Source organism: Streptomyces sp. NBC_01304, from assembly GCF_035975855.1.
Lineage (GTDB): Bacteria > Actinomycetota > Actinomycetes > Streptomycetales > Streptomycetaceae > Streptomyces.
In genome coordinates this window covers 6,690,223-6,707,124 of the sequence record NZ_CP109055.1, presented here as the reverse complement: position 1 = coordinate 6,707,124, position 16,902 = coordinate 6,690,223, and the positions used below count along the sequence as shown (strand labels likewise).

The window sequence follows — 16,902 nt, the reverse complement described above, 5'->3', positions numbered from 1 at the left end:
CTCTCGTTGCTGCTCGTGTCAGTGCTGGTAGCCGTAGACGCCGCGCGACTGGTCGCGGACGAGACGGCCCTTCTCCAGCTCGATGACGCGCTTGCGCATCTGGTCCACGATCTGCTGGTCGTGGGTGGCCATGATGACGGTGGTACCCGTCCGGTTGATGCGGTCGAGCAGCTTCATGATGCCGACGGAGGTCTGCGGGTCGAGGTTGCCCGTGGGCTCGTCCGCGATCAGCAGCATCGGCCGGTTCACGAAGGCGCGGGCGATGGCCACGCGCTGCTGCTCACCACCGGAGAGCTCGCCGGGCATGCGGTCTTCCTTGCCGCCGAGACCGACGAGGTCGAGGACCTCGGGGACGGTCTTGCGGATCGTGCCGCGCGGCTTGCCGATGACCTCGAGCGCGAAGGCGACGTTCTCGCCGACGGTCTTGTTGGGCAGCAGCCGGAAGTCCTGGAAGACGGTGCCCAGCTGGCGCCGCATGTGCGGCACCTTCCAGTTGGACAGGCGCGCGAGGTCCTTGCCGAGGACGTGCACCTGGCCGTGGCTGGCGCGCTCCTCACGGAGGACCAGGCGCAGGAAGGTGGACTTTCCGGAGCCGGAGGACCCCACCAGGAAGACGAACTCGCCTCGCTCGATGTCGAGGGAGACATCCCGCAGCGCGGGGCGCGTCTGCTTGGGATAGGTCTTGGACACGTTGTCGAATCGGATCACGGATGCACCACGGGTCGCCGGGGGTAGGTCTGCGTGACCATACGCGACCTGGGGTGCGGAGTGCAGTCGGCGTCCGGGGTTGCGCGAGGGTTGCCCCTTTTATCACGGATCTCACCTGGAACGGATCGGTCGGAATCCGGCGACTTACGGCGGGGCGCGCCGAAATCCGGGGAAGCTGGCACAGTGGAGGGGAACGGATGCGTTTCCGTGAGCGTTGGGCGGAGAGAACTGTGGTTGCGGCTCCGCCGCGCGGGAGGAGGAGTGCGCATGACGTATGACCGATTGGTGTGTGCGAACTGCGCCGCCCCCGTCAATGAGGGCCGCTGCCCCGTGTGCCGCGCGAACCGCGTGCGGCTGCAGCAGCAGGATGAGGGCCCCTTCGGGGGCCTGAACCCGGTGGCGCTGATAGCACTCCTGGTGATGCTGATCGGCGCGATGGCGCTGCTGGCGCACCAAACCGCATAGGCAGAAGGCAGGCAGAAGGCAGGCAGAAGGGCCCGGAGCGAACGCTCCGGGCCCTTCTGGTTACGCTACGTGCAGACTCGCTCAGACAGCCGCGTTACGGCCGGCAGCCAGGCGAGGCAGCAGGCGGAAGCCGATGCCGCCCGCGATCATCGTGGCGGCACCGATGATCAGGAACGTGGTCTCGGCCGCGCCCGTCTCGGCGAGCTCGCCCTTGTCCTTGCCCTGCGCGGCGGGAGCCTCGCCGGTGTCGGTCAGGCCCTCCTGGCCGCCACCGTTCTCGACGGGCTCGTTGCCGCCGTTGGGGTCGGTGTTGCCGTTGCCGCCGTTGTTGCCACCGTTCCCGTTGCCCGGGTCGGTCGGCTCGTCGGTCGGCTCGGACGGGTCCGTGGGCTCGTCAGTCGGCTCGGTGGGCTCGTCGGTCGGCTCCTCCGGGTCCGTCGGGACGTCGGTCGGCTCCTCGGGGTCCGTCGGGATGTCCGTCGGCTCCTCCGGGTCCGTCGGGTCGTCCGTCGGGTCGTCCTCGCCGCCGATGCCGATGCCGACACCGACACCGTCCTCTTCGCCGGCGTGGGCGTTCACGTTGAGCGGGCCGACGTTCACGTCGATACCGGCGGCCGAGGCAACGCCGGCGGCGGTCAGCGAGGCACCGGCGGCGATCACTGCGCCGGCGGCTATCCGCGCCACGCGGATCCGCGTCTTCTTCGTCATCTGGCTGCTACCCCCAGTAGCTAATTCGTCAGTGGAGCAGCGCCCAGGGCAGAGATGCACCGAGTGGCCGGAAGCCCCCGTCACACGCGCCCCAGTAATACGCATGCCGCGCGCCAGCCTTCCCAGAATTAAAGACTGCGTCAAGGCCGTTGCGCGAGTGATGTCCGAATTGCCATGTGATGCCCGGCCTACGGAGATGCGACTGTGACGGAAAAGGCAACTGCCGCCTCAAGGGACGTACCCCGGGCGGCAGTTGCCATGTCGATAAAACCAGCGGAGAGAGCCGACGTGAGTGGCTTACTTCTCCTGCTGCTTGCGCCAGCGAATCCCGGCCTCGATGAAGCCGTCGATCTCGCCGTCAAGTACGGCCTGCGGGTTGCCGACTTCGAACTCGGTGCGCAGGTCCTTGACCATCTGGTACGGGTGCAGGACGTACGACCGCATCTGGTTGCCCCACGAACTGCCGCCGTCCTTCAGGGCGTCCATCTTGGCCCGCTCCTCCTGGCGCTGGCGCTCGAGGAGCTTGGCCTGCAGGACGTTCATGGCGCTGGCCTTGTTCTGGATCTGCGAGCGCTCGTTCTGACAGGACACCACGATGCCGGTCGGGATGTGCGTGATGCGGACCGCGGAGTCGGTGGTGTTGACGCCCTGACCACCGGGGCCGGAGGCGCGGTAGACGTCCACGCGCAGGTCGGCCTCCTCGATCTCGACGTGGTCGCTGGACTCGACGACGGGGAGCACCTCGACGCCCGCGAAGGACGTCTGGCGGCGGCCCTGGTTGTCGAACGGCGAGATGCGGACCAGGCGGTGGGTGCCCTGCTCGACGGAGAGCGTGCCGTACGCGTAGGGCGCCTTGACGACGAAGGTGGTCGACTTGATGCCGGCCTCTTCCGCGTACGACGTCTCGTAGACCTCGGTCGAGTAGCCGTGCCGCTCGGCCCAGCGCAGATACATGCGCTGCAGCTGCTCGGCGAAGTCCGCGGCGTCGACGCCGCCGGCCTCGGCGCGGATGTTGACCAGGGCCTCGCGGGCGTCGTACTCACCGGAGAGGAGGGTGCGTACTTCCATCTCGTCCAGCGCCTTCTGGACGGCGGCGAGCTCGGACTCGGCCTCCGCGAGGGTGTCCGCGTCGTCCTCCTCCGCGGCCATCTCGAAGAGCACCTCGAGGTCGTCGATGCGACCCCTCAGGGCCTCGGCCTTGCGGACCTCGGCCTGCAGGTGCGAAAGCTTGCTGGTGATCTTCTGCGCCGCCTCCGGGTCGTCCCACAGGGACGGTGCCGCGGCCTGCTCCTCGAGCACGGCGATATCGGCCTTCAGCTTGTCCAGGTCGAGGACGGCCTCGATCGACCCCATGGTCGCGCTGAGGGACTTGAGCTCTTCGGAAACATCGACGACTGCCACGACACCAGCCTAACGGCTCGGGGAAGTACCGATTCCCCGGCTGCGGTAACCGCTCGGATCAGGGGCTGACCGGGGCCGTCGGGTTGCCTCCGTTGTTGTCCTGAGGGGTCGCGTCCGCGTCGTCCCCGCTCGTCGCCAGCCAGCTGCCGACGCCGACCGCCGCGACCAGGGCGACGGCCGCCGCCCCCAGCGTGAGCCGCCGTCTACGGGCGTCCGCGGCCGCCTTGTGCCGGGCCGAGCCGGGCCGGGGCGCGCCCGCCGCCCGGGGCGCACGGGCCGTGCCGCGCGCACCGCCGGCCAGCTCGTCCGGTCCGGGCACCCGCATCGACGTATGGGTGTCGCGGTTGGAGTCGGTGGCGCCGCCGGGCACCAGCGGGACGGCGCCCCGGCGGGGGGCGCCGGGGTTCGGCTGGTCGTAGGCGTCGCTGTGCTCGTCCTCGTAGGTGTCGCCGGCGGGCGCCGCGTCCGGGTCGTACGGCTCGTCCACGTCCAGTGGCGGCATCCCGGCGAGCAGCGGGAGCTGCTCGCGCAGCCGGGCGGCCATCTCGGAGGCGCGCAGCCGGGAGGCCGGGGCCTTGGCCAGGCACTGGACGATCAGCTGCCACAGCTCGTCGGGGATGCCCGGCAGCGGCACGACGGTCTCGGTGACGTGGCGGCGCAGGACGGCGCCGGGGTGGCCGCCGCCGAACGGCGTGAAGCCGGCGAGGAGTTCGTACAGGACGGTGGCGAGCGCGTAGATGTCGACGGCCGCGCGGGGCGGCAGTCCCTCGATGATCTCGGGGGCGAGGTAGTCGGGGGTGCCGATCACCTTCGTCGCGCGCGTGCGGCGCGGTGAGTCGACGAGCTTGGCGACGCCGAAGTCGGTGAGCAGCGCCGGGTGCGAGCCGCCGGGGCCGAGCGGGCCCTGCATGTCGAGCAGGACGTTCTCCGGCTTCACGTCGCGGTGGACGATGCCCGCCGCGTGCGCGGCCGCGAGTCCGTCGGCGACGTCGGCCGCGATGGCGACCGCGGCCTCGGGGGCGAGCCTGCGCTCGCGCTCCAGGCGGGTGCGTACGTCCGTGCCGCGGACGAGGTCCATCACGAGGGCGAGGTCGTTGCCGTCGACCACCAGGTCGCGGACGCCCACCACGTTCGGGTGGTCGAGGCTGAGCAGCGCGGTGCGCTCCTGCACGAAGCGCCCGACGAGGTCCTGGTCGGAGGCGAGGTCCTCGCGCAGCAGCTTGATGGCGACGGGCCCCTCGGGTCCCTCACCGAGCCACACTGTGCCGGCGGATCCGCGGCCCAGGATCTGGTGGGCGGTGTACCGGCTGCCGATTTTCCGTGCCAAGACTGCTCCTACGGGGCGCTGTTGGCGACAAAGCTACGCGGCTTCGTCGCCAACCTTCACTTCCGCGGGAGAAATCACCCTGCAGATGTCGACAAATCTGCAGGGTCGCGTGCGCAGTTGGGTGCGGGCGGCCAGCGGTCGGCCGCCCGTGGACTACTGCGAGCCGCCGCCCGAGTCTCCGCCGAGGTCCCCGACCCAGCCGGACACCGTGCCGACCCAGTCCGAGATCTGCTCCCAGTAGCCCTTGCCCTGCCCGATCCAGTCCTGCAGCGGGCTCAGCTCCCAGATCAGCCAGCTGGCCACGATCAGGATGACGACCGTGAACAGGCAGCCCTTGAGGCAGCCGAGGCCCGGGATCCGCATCCGGTTCGGGTTGCTGCGCCGCGGCTCGCGCGGCGGCCTAGGCTGCTGGGGCGGCGGGGCCTGCGGGGGCGCGTAGTGCTGTGGCTGCTGCTGGGGCTGCGGGGCCGGGGCGTAGCGCTGCGGCTGGTGCTGCTGGGGTTGCTGCTGCTGGGGGTAGCCGTAGCCCGCCTGCTGCTGGGGATAGCCGTAGCCGCCCTGCTGCTGCGGCTGGCGCGGGGCCTGCTGCGGGCGGTTGACCTGACGCTGGGGGCGGCGGCGCAGCGGGTCCTGGTTGGGGTCCAGGTACTGGACCTGGGTCTGCTCGTTGCGGTCGCGAGCCGCGCGCATCTGGTTCTGCCACGGGTGCTCGTCCTGGGGGCCCTGGCCCGGCTGGTTCGGCGGGACGGGCGGCATGACCGCGGTGGGATCGGCGTGACCGGTGTGCGGCATGACGTTCGTCGCGGCGCCCGGGTCGTACGAGCCAGCGTTGCTCGGCAGTACCTGGGTGGGGTCGGCCGCGCCCGGGGTGCCCGGGACGGTGGCCGGGGCCGGGTCGGGGGCGAGCAGGGCGCCGACGCCCTCGGCCGCGGCGATCTGGGCGGAGTTCGCGTGCACCCCGACGCCGTCGGCGACGGTGCGCAGCCCGCGCGCGAGGTTCTCCGCGCTGGGGCGTTCGTCCGGGTTCTTGCGCAGGCAGCGCTCGATGACCGTCCACAGCGGCTGGGGCACGGTGGACGGGCGCTGCGGCTCCTCGCTGAGGTGCCGGTGCAGCACCTCGAGGGCGGTGCCGCCCGCGAACGGCGGGCGCCCGGTGACCAGTTCGTACAGCAGGATGCCCGCGCCGTAGATGTCGACGGCGGAGGTCTGCGGCCGGCCCTCGGCGGACTCGGGTGCGACGTACGCGGGCGTACCGACGAATTCATGGGTCCGGGTCAGGCCCGGGGAGTCGGCGAGGCGCGCGATGCCGAAGTCGGTGAGCAGCGGGTGGAGCTGACCGCCCTCGTCCTTCAGGAGGACGTTCGCGGGCTTCAGGTCGCGGTGTACGACGCCGTCCGCGTGGCTCGCGGCGAGGGCGTCGGCGATCTGGGCGGTCATCAGGGAGGCGGCGACGGGCGTCATCGGCCCGTTGTCCCGGATGTAGTGGTGCAGGTCCGGGCCGTCGACCAGGTCCATGACGAGCGCCAGGAGGTCGCCCTCGACGACCAGGTCGCGGGTGCGCACGATGTTCTGGTGGGTCAGGCGCAGCAGGACCGAGCGTTCGCGCAGGAAGCGCATCACGACGTCCGGGTCGTTCGCCAGCTCCTCCTTGAGGACCTTGATGGCGACGGTCTCGCCGGGCTGCCCGGCCACGGCGGCCTCGGCGCCCGCGGTCTCGCGCTGGCGGGCTCGCCAGACGGTGCCCGTGGCGCCGCGTCCGAGCGGCTCCTCGAGCAGATACTTGCTGCCTACCGGCCGCACGTCGCGCTCCCTGTCGATCTGCTGGTCTGCCTGGTGTTTCCTGGTCTGCTTGGTCCCAGGGGGCCCTCTGTACCGCGTCCAGGTGTTCCGACCCACTGTAGTGCGGGTGTCTGAGGGCCTTCCCCGGATGTATCGGATCAGTCGGATCAGTGTTCGGTGGGAAGACGTTCCTCCGTGGCCGTTGGTTGCCACCGTCGGGGTCGCAGGAGGTCACACCGGGTCGTCCGCGCCGTGGCGGCGGGCTCAGCGACAGGCTCAAGGCGTCAAAAAACAGTCAGACCCAGCCAATCAAGATCACTTACGGGTGGCCCCCGGGCGTGTTGTCAGTGGCAGGTGCGAGGATGCACAGCAGCACGGAGCCATGCCGTGTGCGGTGGGGGGAGTCACATGGGCCATCTCCCTGCCGGGCACTAGGGCCTGTTCTGAGTTGCCCGTCGTCCGCGCGAAGCGCGGACGCAGCGGCGGTCGGTGCGTGCCCTCGGCGTGCGGCGTCGCAGGTCATGAATGGGGTCTCCCCTGCTCGAGCGAAGTCGAGAGCTTGGGGAAGGAGCCACCTGTCCTGTGGCGCCGTGCGGTGAGGGTGCGTGCCGGGCGTCGGGGCGCAGACGGGCAACTCAGAACAGGCCCTAGCGCAGAAGGGACCGCTGACGGCGATGCAGATCCGGCTGACCGTCCTCGGGCCGCTCAGCGGCCGGACCCCGCAGACCGCACAGTCCGCGCAGGGCGAGCCGCCCCTGCCCCCCTCCCGGTCGTCCTGCGACGTGCTCGTCACCGCGCCCACCGGCACCGCTCTCGCGTCGGTGGTCTCCGGCCTGGCCACCGCCGTCGGCGGACCCGAGGGTCCCGTGGTGGTGTACGCGGGCTCCGAGCGCCTCGACGCGAAGGAACGCACGCTGGGCGAACCGCCCCTGCTGGACGGATCCGTGCTCGCCCTGGGCGGTCCGGCCGAGCCCGCCCCGTCCGCCGAAGGTGCCGCCGCGCGCCTCCATGTGATCGCCGGGCCCGATGCGGGCGGCGTCCATCTGCTGCACGGCGGGCAGGTCAGCATCGGCCGCTCCGCCGACGCGGACGTCCCGCTCGACGACCCCGATGTGTCCCGGCTGCACTGCGCGGTCACGGTGGCCCCGGACGGCCGGGTCACGGTGACGGACCTGAACTCCACGAACGGCACGGCGGTCGACGGCGAGCCGGTCGCCGACCGCCCCGTGCGGCTGGCCCCCGGCGCACTGTTGCGCATCGGCGAATCGGCGCTGCGGCTCGCGCCCCCGCGCGCGGAGACCGCGCTGGACACACAGGCGGACGGCGAAGGACACATCCGGGTGGGCGTCCCGGCGATCGCCGCCGTCGGCCTGTCCGCGACCGCCCCCGGCGCCCCGGCGGGCGCGACGGTGAGCGGCCTCGGCGACGCGGGGCCCGGCGTCGCCCCGCACGCGGGGCCCGTCGCCGAGTCGGACCCGCGCGCGGCCGCCCAGGAGGGAACGGCCTCCTCTTATACGGACCCTTCTTATACGGAGCCTTCTTATACAGAGCCTTCTGCGGGAGCTTCTTACGCCTCAGCAGGGCCCTCTTACGAGGGAACCCCGTCCGCCGGACCGTACGAGGGTGCGGAGGACGACGGCCGCACCCCCGAGCGCGGCCGCACCGGCACCCCCGCGCGGGGCACCACCGTGCCCCGGCAGATCCGCAGGCGCGGCGGGATCGGCGCCTGGGCCAGGCGGTTGACCGGTGGGCGGGGCGAGCAGGAGCTGCCCCTCGCACCGGCCGTCACCGCGCGCGTGACCGTCACTGAGCCCCCGGCGGCGCCGGAGGTCTGGCCCGACCCGTCCGCGCTGCTGCTCACCGCGCTCGGCCCGGGCCCCCGGCTCTGGGAGCGCGGGCCCGCGCACCCCGAGGCCCTCGCAGTGCGGCTCGGCACCGCGGACCGGGCCACGCCTGACGGGGCGGGGCTGCTGCCGGCCGTGCCCGTGACGGTCGGCCTGCGGGAGGCGGGCGCGCTGGGGCTCGCCGGGCCCCGGGACCGCCTCGCGGGCCTGGCCCGCGCGGTCCTCGCCCAGCTCGCGGCGCTGCACTCGCCCTCGGACCTGGAGCTCGTGCTGATCAGCACCGACCGGGTCCGGCCGGTGGAGGAGCGGACCGCCCAGTGGGGCTGGCTCGGCTGGCTGCCGCATGTGCGTCCGGCGCACGGCCAGGACTGCCGGCTGCTCCTCGCGTACGACCGTGAGCAGGCGGCCGCCCGCACGGGTGAGCTGCTGCGTCGCCTGGACGACCACCTGGAGGACGTCGAAACTCCGCCCGCCCGCGGCCCCTTCACCGTCCTCGTCGTCGACGGCGACCCCGGCCACGCGGGTCTGCGCGAGGCGACCACCCGGCTCGCGGCCGAGGGCCCGGCCGCCGGAATCCATGTGATCTGCCTGGCCGAGACCCCGGCGGCGTCCCCCGCCTCCCCGGTCGCGACGACGTACGAGACGGCCTGCGCCGCATCCCCCGCCTTCCGTGCCTGCGGGGCGGTCACCCTGCTGAGCGGCGACGTGGCGACGGCCCTGCGCCTCCTGCGCATCTCGCAGGGCCGCCCCGTCGGCCACGGCCAGGTCGCCTCGGTGGACGCCGTGTCGGCCGCCTGGGCCGAGCGGTTCGCGCGGGCGCTCGCCCCGCTGCGCACGGCGGACTCCCTGACGCCGGGCGAGCGGCACGCACGCGTGGCGGCGCCGTTGCCCCAAGCGGCCCGGCTCCTGGACGAGTTGGGGCTTGCCAGGGCCACCCCCGCCTCCCTGCTCGCACGCTGGGCGGCGGCCGCCGACGACAAGGAAGCGCTCGGCGGGCGCGCCTGGGCGGTGCTCGGGGCGGGCCCGCGCGGGCCGGTCTGCGCCGACCTGGTGGCCGCAGGCCCCCATCTGCTGATCGAGGGCCCGGCAGGCAGCGGCCGCACCGAGCTGCTCCGCTCGGCCGCCGCGTCCCTGGCCTCCGCCGAGCGGCCGGACCGCCTCGGCATGATCCTGATCGACGGGGCGGGCGGCGAGCGCGGCGAAGGCCTGCGCGCGGGCACGGAGCTGCCCCACGTCACCACCCACCTCACGGCCAACGACCCGGTGCGCATGCGGGAGTTCGCGCAGGCCCTGACCGCCGAGCTGAAGCGTCGCGCCGAGCTCCTGGGCCGCCTCGACTTCACGGCGTGGCACACCCAGCGGGAGGTGTCGGGGCGGATGGTGGCGCAGCGCTCGGGCGCCGGTGCGCCGGGGCGCCCGGAGCAGCGGGGCGCGGCGGATCTGGACGCGCCGCCCAGCTCGACCCTCAAGTTGCGTACGACACAGGCGAGTTCGGCCCCCGAGCCGGGCCCGCCGCTCCCCCGCCTTGTCGTCCTGGTCGACGACATCGACGCGCTGGTGGCGCCCGCGCTCGGCGCACCCGGGCGGCCCTCGGCCGGGTCCGTGGTGCGCGCCCTGGAGGCCATCGCCCGTGACGGCGAGCGGCTCGGCGTCCACCTCGTGGCGACCACGGGGCGTCCGGACCGGACCGCCGAGACGGAGCTGGCCCGGTCGGCGACCCTGCGCGTCGTGCTGGCCGCACCGGCGTCGAACCCGGAGGATCCTGCCCCGGGGCGCGGGCAGTTGCACACGGCGGACGGTCGTGCGACGCCCTTCCAGGCCGGGCGGGTCACGGGGCGCATTCCCCGTACGTCGACTTTGCGGCCTACCGCGGTGCCGCTGGAGTGGGAGCGGATGGGGGATCCGCCCACGCGGCGGCCCGTGCGTGAACTGGGCAATGGGCCCACCGACTTGGCCCTGCTGGCCAGTGCGCTGGAGCGGGCCGCTCGGTCCGTTGCGGCTCAGGAGGTTCCGTCGCTGTTGTGACGCCCCCCTTTTTTCTTCCCCTCCCCGCCCCTTCCCGTAAGGCTGCCGCCGGCTTCAAAAGACTGTCCTCAAACGCCGGACGGGCTGAAGAGACACGCCTGACGGGCTGAAGAGACATGCCGGACGGGCTGATTCATCGAGGCCGAGCTCGATGAATCAGCCCGTCCGGCGCTTGAGGACACCGCCCGGAGGGCGGAAAGCTCCGCAGGATTACGGGAAGGGGCGGGGAGGGGCAAAGGAAGGGGGCCCGGGAGCGAAGCCCCCGCGACCTCGGCCGGAAATCCCGCCCAGCCCTGACGGCAAGTCACGCTCCCATCACGATCGCCTACTTGACGCCGCAGACGCTATTGCCGGGCTCAAGGCACCGGGCGTACACCTGACCGCACGGGACAAGCTCTCCGCACGGGACAAGCTCCCCGCAGGGGACCGCGCACAGGAAGAAGAGACGGGGCAGTGATGCGCACAACTCTTCGCACGGGCAGGGCAGGCAGCGTAAGCAGCGCCAAGGCCGCCATAGCCATCGCAGTGGCAGGCGCCCTCGCGCTCGCCGGATGCAGCGACGACAAGAAGGGCGACGGGGGCGGCGAAAAGCCCAGCAAGTCCAGCGGGGCAAGCGTCCAACTGCCCAAGCTGGACGGCCAGAAGCTCGAGGTGGCGGCCGTCTGGACCGGGCCCGAGCAGGAGAACTTCCAGGCGGTCCTCGACGAGTTCGAGAAGCGCACCGGCGCCGAGGTCAGCTACGTACCGACCGGCAACAACACCTCCACCTTCCTGGGCACGAAGATCCAGGGCGGCCAGCCGCCCAATGTGGCGTTCCTCCCGCAGGTCGGCGTCCTGCACCAGTTCGTCGACAAGGGCTGGGTCAAGCCGCTGGGCACCGAGGCCCAGGCGCAGCTCGACAAGAACTTCTCGGCGGGCTGGAAGGACCTCGGGGCCTACAAGGACAAGCAGTACGGGATCTACGCCAAGGCCGCCAACAAGTCCCTGGTCTGGTACAACACGGAGGCCTTCGAGGCCGCGGGCATCAGTGACGCGCCCAAGACCTGGAAGGACTTCGTCGCCACCGCGCAGACCCTGTCGGACGCGGGCTCCCCCGCGGTCTCGGTCGCCGGGCAGGACGGCTGGACCCTCACCGACTGGTTCGAGAACGTCTATCTCTCGCAGGCGGGCCCGGAGAAGTACGACCAGCTGGCCGCGCACAAGATCAAGTGGACGGACCCCTCCGTGAAGGAGGCGCTGACCACCCTCGGTGAGCTGTGGGGCAAGGACGAACTCCTCGCGGGCGGCAAGGCGGGCGCACTGCGCACGGAGTTCCCCAAGTCGGTGACGAACACCTTCTCCGGTGACACCCCGGCCGCGATGGTCTTCGAGGGCGACTTCGTCACCGCGAACATCAACAAGGACACCAAGGCCAAGGTCGGCACGGACGCCAAGGTCTTCCCGTTCCCGGCGGTCGGCGACAAGTCGCCGGTGGTCAGCGGCGGCGACGTGGCCGTGATCCTGAAGGACGACAAGGCCGCCCAGGCCCTGATGACCTTCCTCGCCTCGACCGACGCGGCCGAGGTCTGGGCGGCGCAGGGCGGCATCATCTCCCCCAACAAGGAGATGGATCAGGCCAAGTACAAGGACGCCGTGATCCGGGACATCGCCAAGAACCTGATCGCCGCGGGCGACGACTTCCGCTTCGACATGTCCGACCAGGCCCCGGCCGCCTTCGGCGGCACCCAGGGCTCGGGCGAGTGGAAGGCGCTGCAGGACTTCCTCAAGAACCCCAAGGACGTCGCGGGCGCCCAGCAGGCACTCGAGGCGGCCGCCGCCAAGGCCTACAAGAGCTGACGGCAGCCCATGGCAGCCGACGCAGTGACGGCGGGGGGCCCAAGAGGTCCGGTGCCCCCCGCCGGAAAACGCAAGAGCTTGATGGGTACGCGACCGTGGGTGGTGGGACTCTTCCTGCTGCCCGCGCTCGTGCTGCTCGGAGCGCTCGTGGTCTACCCGATCGGGTACTCGGTCTGGCGCAGCCTGTTCGACGCCGATGGCTCGGGCTTCGTGGGCCTGGACAACTACGTCGACATGTTCACCGACGACGCCACCTTCACCGCGGTGAAGAACACCGCGATCTGGGTCGCGGTGGCCCCCGCCCTGTGCACCGGGCTCGGTCTGATCTTCGCCGTGCTGACCGAACGGGTGCGCTGGTCAACGGCGTTCAAGGTCATCGTCTTCATGCCGATGGCGATCTCCATGCTCGCCGCCGGCATCATCTTCCGGCTCGTGTACGAGGCGGAGCCGGACCAGGGCGTGGCCAACGCCGTGATCGTGGGCGTGCACGACAGCTTCGCCGATTCCTCGGTGTACCCGAAGGCGCGCCCGGCCCTCGGCGGGGATCTCAAGGCCTCCGGAGGCGGCGCGTTCACCACCAAGAGCACGGTGAACACGGACTCCCCGGCCCTGCTCCCCCTGGTCGGCATCGCGCCGAACAAACTCCCCGACAGCCCGCAGAACGCCAAACCCGCCGCAAGCACGGGTAGCGGCATATCCGGCACGGTCTGGCTGGACTTCAAGCTGGGCGGCGGCGGCAAGAAGGGTGCCATCGACCCGGGCGAGAAGGCCATGCCCGGCATCAAGATCGAGGCGGTCAAGGACGGCAAGGTCGTGGCCTCCACGAAGGCCGGCGCCGACGGCACCTTCACCCTGCCCAAGGAGGCGGACGGGGCCCAACTCCGTTTGCCCGGCTCGAACTTCGCGGCGCCCTACAACGGCGTCGACTGGCTCGGCCCCAGCCTGGTGACCCCGGCCATCATCGGCGCGTACGCATGGATGTGGGCGGGCTTCGCGATGGTCCTGATCGCGGCGGGCCTCGCCGGGGTGGACCGCAACCTCCTGGAGGCGGCCCGCGTCGACGGCGCGAACGAGTGGCAGGTGTTCCGCCGGGTCACGGTGCCGCTGCTCGCACCGGTCCTGGTCGTCGTGCTGATCACTCTGATGATCAACGTGATGAAGATCTTCGACCTGGTCTACATCATCGCCCCGCAGCCCACCCAGGACGAGGCCAACGTCCTCGCCCTGCAGCTGTACAACGTCTCCTTCGGCGGCGGCGAGAACCAGGGCCTGGGCAGTGCGATCGGCATCGTCCTGCTGCTGCTCGTCCTGCCGGTGATGATCATCAACATCCGCCGACTGCGAAGGGAGCGTCAGCGGTGACCGCACCCTCCGTACCCGCAGAAGAGACACCGGGGCCCGTCGAGGCCTCCGGACCGCCCAAGCGCTCGGTGGCCAACCGGCTGGCGAGCGGGGCGGCCGGCGGTGTGATGCGGATCTTCCTGATCCTGATCGCGCTGCTCTGGCTGACACCGACCGTCGGCCTGCTCGCCTCGTCGTTCCGCGATCCGACCGACATCGCCGAGTCCGGCTGGTGGGACGTCTTCAGCAAGCCGTCCCAGATGACCTTCGACAGCTACTCGACGCTGCTCGAGAAGGAGGAGATCACCGATTCCCTGCTGAACACGGTCCTGATCACCGTCCCGGCCACCGTCCTGGTGATCGTCATCGGCGCGATGGCCGGATACGCGTTCGCCTGGATGGACTTCAAGGGCCGCGACTGGTGGTTCCTGGCCGTGGTGGCGCTGCTCGTGGTACCCGTCCAGATCGCCCTGATCCCGCTGACCAGCCTCTTCCGCGACCTCGGGATCTTCGGCACGATCACCGCCGTCATCATCTTCCACGTCGGCTTCGGCCTGCCGTTCGCGATCTTCCTCCTGCGGAACTTCTTCGCGGAGATCCCCAAGGAACTCCTGGAGGCGGCACGACTGGACGGCGCGGGCGAGACCCGGGTGTTCACCCAGGTGATCATGCCGCTCGGCGGGCCCGCCATCGCCTCCCTCGGGATCTTCCAGTTCCTGTGGGTGTGGAACGACATGCTGGTGGCGCTGGTCTTCTCGAACTCCAAATCACGCCCACTGACCGTCGCCCTGCAGGAGCAGACGCGCGCGTTCAGCGGCAACATCGAGACACTCGCTCCCGGCGCGTTCATCTCCCTGGTGATCCCGCTGATCGTCTTCTTCGCCTTCCAACGCCAGTTCGTCTCCGGCGTGATGGCGGGCGCGGTGAAGTAGGTGCGGCAGGTGAAGCACGTGACCATGCACGGTGAAGCACCCGTGTGCACTTCGTGAACCAGCTTATTTTGTACGTGAGTTGAGGGGCGCCCCCGACCGACCAGGCCGGGAGCGCCCCTCACCCCTTTGCCACATCTGGCGTAACCGGCCCGCCATGTCGGCCGTTTCCGGGCAGTCTGCCCGTGCCGACCCATGGATGCGCCTTGCCCCGGTTCAGTGTCATCGTCCCCGCGTTCAAGGTGCAGGCGTATCTGCACGAGGCCCTCGAATCCGTACTGAGACAGTCGTACGCGGATCTGGAGCTGATCGCGGTCGACGACTGCTCACCGGATGCCTCGGGCGCCATCATCGACGAGTTCGCCGCAGCCGACCCACGTGTGAAGGCCGTCCACCTCAAGGAGAACGTGGGCCTGGGCCGGGCCCGCAACGCCGGCATCGAGCGGGCGAGCGGCGACTACCTGATCTTCCTGGACAGCGACGACACGCTCACCCCGGACGCCCTGCAGGCCATCGCGGACCGCCTCAAGGAGACCGACGGCCCCGACGTCCTGGTCTACGACTACGCGCGTACGTACTGGAACGGCTCCGTCGCGCGCAACGAGTTCGCGGACCAGCTCACCGAGCGCGGCGAGACCACCTTTCAACTCGCCGACCGGCCCGGCCTGTTGCGCGTGATCATGGTCGTCTGGAACAAGGCCTACCGGCGCGAGTTCATCGAGCGCGAAGGCTTCACCTTCCCGCCCGGCTACTACGAGGACACGCCCTGGACCTATCCGGTACTGATGGCCGCCGAGTCGATCGCGACCCTGGACCGGGTGTGCGTGCACTACCGGCAGCGCCGCCAGGGCAGCATCCTCGGCACCACCAGTCGCAAGCACTTCGACATCTTCGACCAGTACGACCGGGTCTTCGCCTTCCTCGACTCCCGTCCGGAGCTGGCGAGTTGGCGGCCGGTGATCTTCCGGCGGATGGTCGACCACTACTCGACACTGTTCACCAAGCGGGGCCGGCTGCCCCGCGGCAGCCGGCCTGAGTTCCTGCGCAGGGCCCGCGCCCAGTACGCCCGCTACCGCGTCAAGGGCGCCCGGGTGAAGCCCCGCACCCGACTGCGGCACGCCCTCGTCAAGCTGGGCGTGCACCGCGTCTACCGCACCCTGTGGACGGGCATCAGGATCGCCCGGCGGACCGGCCAATTCTCCCGGACCGTGCGCCGCATGGCCCGCGGGGCGCTGCTCCAGCTGCACTACCGCGTCCAGCTGCGCCTGCCCGTACGTGACAACCACGCGGTGTTCTCCGCCTATTGGGGCCGCGGCCACAGCTGCAACCCGGGCGCCCTGGAGGACAAGCTCCGCGAGCTCGCCCCGCGGATGCGCACCGCCTGGATCGCCGAGCCCGCCCACCAGCACACCGTGCCCACCGCGACCAGGAGGATCACCCCGGGCTCGATGGCGTACTGGACGGCCCTGGCCCGCGCCAAGTACCTGGTGAACAACGTCAACTTCGACCGCCGCCTGAAGAAGCGCCGCGGACAGGTCCTGATCCAGACCCAGCACGGCACCCCGCTCAAGCACATGGGCCTCGATCTGCAGGACCGCCCGGCGGCCGCCCGCACCATGGACTTCGGCGGCCTCATGGCCAACGTCGACAAGTGGGACTACGTCCTGTCCGCCAACCGGCACTCCACCCTCACCTGGGAGCGAGTGTTCCCCGGCAGCTACACCACGCTCGAGTACGGCTACCCGCGCAACGACATCTTCCAGCGCACCACGTCGAAGGACGTCACACGGCTGCGCGAGACTCTCGGCATCGCGCCCGGCACGACCGCGATCCTCTACGCGCCGACCCATCGCGACTACCGCACGACCCAGCGCCACTCGGTCGACCTGGCGCGGATGCTGCGCACGCTCGGCCCGCGCTTCACGATCCTGACCCGCGCCCACCACGCGTACGACGCACCGCTCTGCGAAGAGACGTCCGCCCGGCTCATCGACGTATCGGCACACCCGAGCATCGAATCGCTCTGCCTGGCCAGCGACGCCCTGATCACGGACTACTCGTCGCTGATGTTCGACTACGCGAGCCTGGACCGCCCGATCGTCGTGTACGCCGACGACTGGGAGGCGTACGAGGCGGCCCGCGGCACCTACTTCGATCTGCGCGCCTTCCCGCCCGGCGCGGTGGCCCGCAGCGAGGACGAGCTGATCGACATCTTCGCGACCGGACATTGGCGCGGATCCCGCTCGACACAACTGCGTTTGGCCTTCCGTGAACGCTTCTGCGGATGTGACGATGGGCGCGCCGCCGAGCGCGTCGTACGCCATGTGTTCCTTGGCGAGACGGCGGGCCTGCCGTCCGTCGTGCCCCTGGAGGAACGCCGTCCCGTGCCCGCACCGCACGCCGCCGACCACCTGCCCGAGCAGTACCAGGGACTTCCCGCTCTGCTGCCCACCGAGAGCAACTGACCGTCAGCACCTGATCCCGCCAGTACGCGCCGCCACGCGACTGAAATCGACCGATCGCACCGGACCATCCCGTA

The 16,902-nt window shown here is 71.0% G+C and carries 11 protein-coding genes; 6 read left to right on the top strand and 5 right to left on the bottom strand.

Going from position 1 to position 16,902, the window contains the following annotated elements:
- Positions 1 to 18: 18 nt before the first annotated feature.
- Positions 19 to 708 carry a cell division ATP-binding protein FtsE gene (gene ftsE, locus OG430_RS29755; RefSeq protein WP_327355698.1) on the bottom strand — a complete coding sequence of 230 codons (690 nt, stop codon included), beginning with the start codon at positions 706 to 708 and terminating at the stop codon, positions 19 to 21.
- Positions 709 to 975: 267 nt separating this feature from the next.
- Here ftsE and OG430_RS29750 point away from each other — a divergent pair, with 267 nt between their 5' ends.
- A complete protein-coding gene (locus tag OG430_RS29750) occupies positions 976 to 1,173 on the top strand; it encodes a hypothetical protein (RefSeq protein ID WP_327355697.1) in 198 nt (65 codons plus the stop codon).
- An 81-nt stretch (positions 1,174 to 1,254) separates the two neighbouring features.
- Here the strand turns inward: OG430_RS29750 and OG430_RS29745 are convergent, their stop codons facing one another.
- The 4 genes from OG430_RS29745 to OG430_RS29730 all read right to left on the bottom strand — a co-directional run bounded on the left by OG430_RS29745 (position 1,255) and on the right by OG430_RS29730 (position 6,409).
- The gene (locus OG430_RS29745; RefSeq protein WP_327355696.1) at positions 1,255 to 1,881 is read right to left on the bottom strand and encodes an LPXTG cell wall anchor domain-containing protein; all 627 of its coding nucleotides are present in this window, start codon (positions 1,879 to 1,881) and stop codon (positions 1,255 to 1,257) included.
- 297 nt (positions 1,882 to 2,178) lie between these two features.
- A complete protein-coding gene (gene prfB, locus OG430_RS29740; RefSeq protein WP_327355695.1) occupies positions 2,179 to 3,282 on the bottom strand; it encodes a peptide chain release factor 2 in 1,104 nt (367 codons plus the stop codon).
- A gap of 58 nt (positions 3,283 to 3,340) precedes the next feature.
- Positions 3,341 to 4,609: a serine/threonine-protein kinase gene (locus OG430_RS29735; protein ID WP_327355694.1), complete on the bottom strand. Its 1,269-nt coding sequence runs from the start codon at positions 4,607 to 4,609 to the stop codon at positions 3,341 to 3,343.
- A gap of 153 nt (positions 4,610 to 4,762) precedes the next feature.
- The gene (locus OG430_RS29730; RefSeq protein WP_327355693.1) at positions 4,763 to 6,409 is read right to left on the bottom strand and encodes a serine/threonine-protein kinase; all 1,647 of its coding nucleotides are present in this window, start codon (positions 6,407 to 6,409) and stop codon (positions 4,763 to 4,765) included.
- Positions 6,410 to 7,062: 653 nt separating this feature from the next.
- Between OG430_RS29730 and OG430_RS29725 the strand changes: the two genes are divergently transcribed.
- From OG430_RS29725 to OG430_RS29705, 5 genes are all read left to right on the top strand, one after another.
- The gene (locus OG430_RS29725; RefSeq protein WP_327355692.1) at positions 7,063 to 10,257 is read left to right on the top strand and encodes an FHA domain-containing protein; all 3,195 of its coding nucleotides are present in this window, start codon (positions 7,063 to 7,065) and stop codon (positions 10,255 to 10,257) included.
- Between the two features lie 456 nt (positions 10,258 to 10,713).
- On the top strand, positions 10,714 to 12,093 hold the full coding sequence (locus OG430_RS29720; protein WP_327355691.1) for an ABC transporter substrate-binding protein: 1,380 nt from the start codon (positions 10,714 to 10,716) through the stop codon (positions 12,091 to 12,093).
- 9 nt (positions 12,094 to 12,102) lie between these two features.
- Positions 12,103 to 13,455 (top strand): carbohydrate ABC transporter permease, encoded by a 1,353-nt coding sequence (locus tag OG430_RS29715; RefSeq protein ID WP_327355690.1) that lies wholly within the window; start codon positions 12,103 to 12,105, stop codon positions 13,453 to 13,455.
- 107 nt (positions 13,456 to 13,562) lie between these two features.
- Positions 13,563 to 14,366, top strand: coding sequence for a carbohydrate ABC transporter permease (locus OG430_RS29710; protein ID WP_327359271.1), 804 nt, complete (start codon positions 13,563 to 13,565; stop codon positions 14,364 to 14,366).
- Between the two features lie 203 nt (positions 14,367 to 14,569).
- A complete protein-coding gene (locus tag OG430_RS29705; RefSeq protein WP_327355689.1) occupies positions 14,570 to 16,828 on the top strand; it encodes a bifunctional glycosyltransferase/CDP-glycerol:glycerophosphate glycerophosphotransferase in 2,259 nt (752 codons plus the stop codon).
- The last annotated feature ends 74 nt before the right edge of the window (positions 16,829 to 16,902 follow it).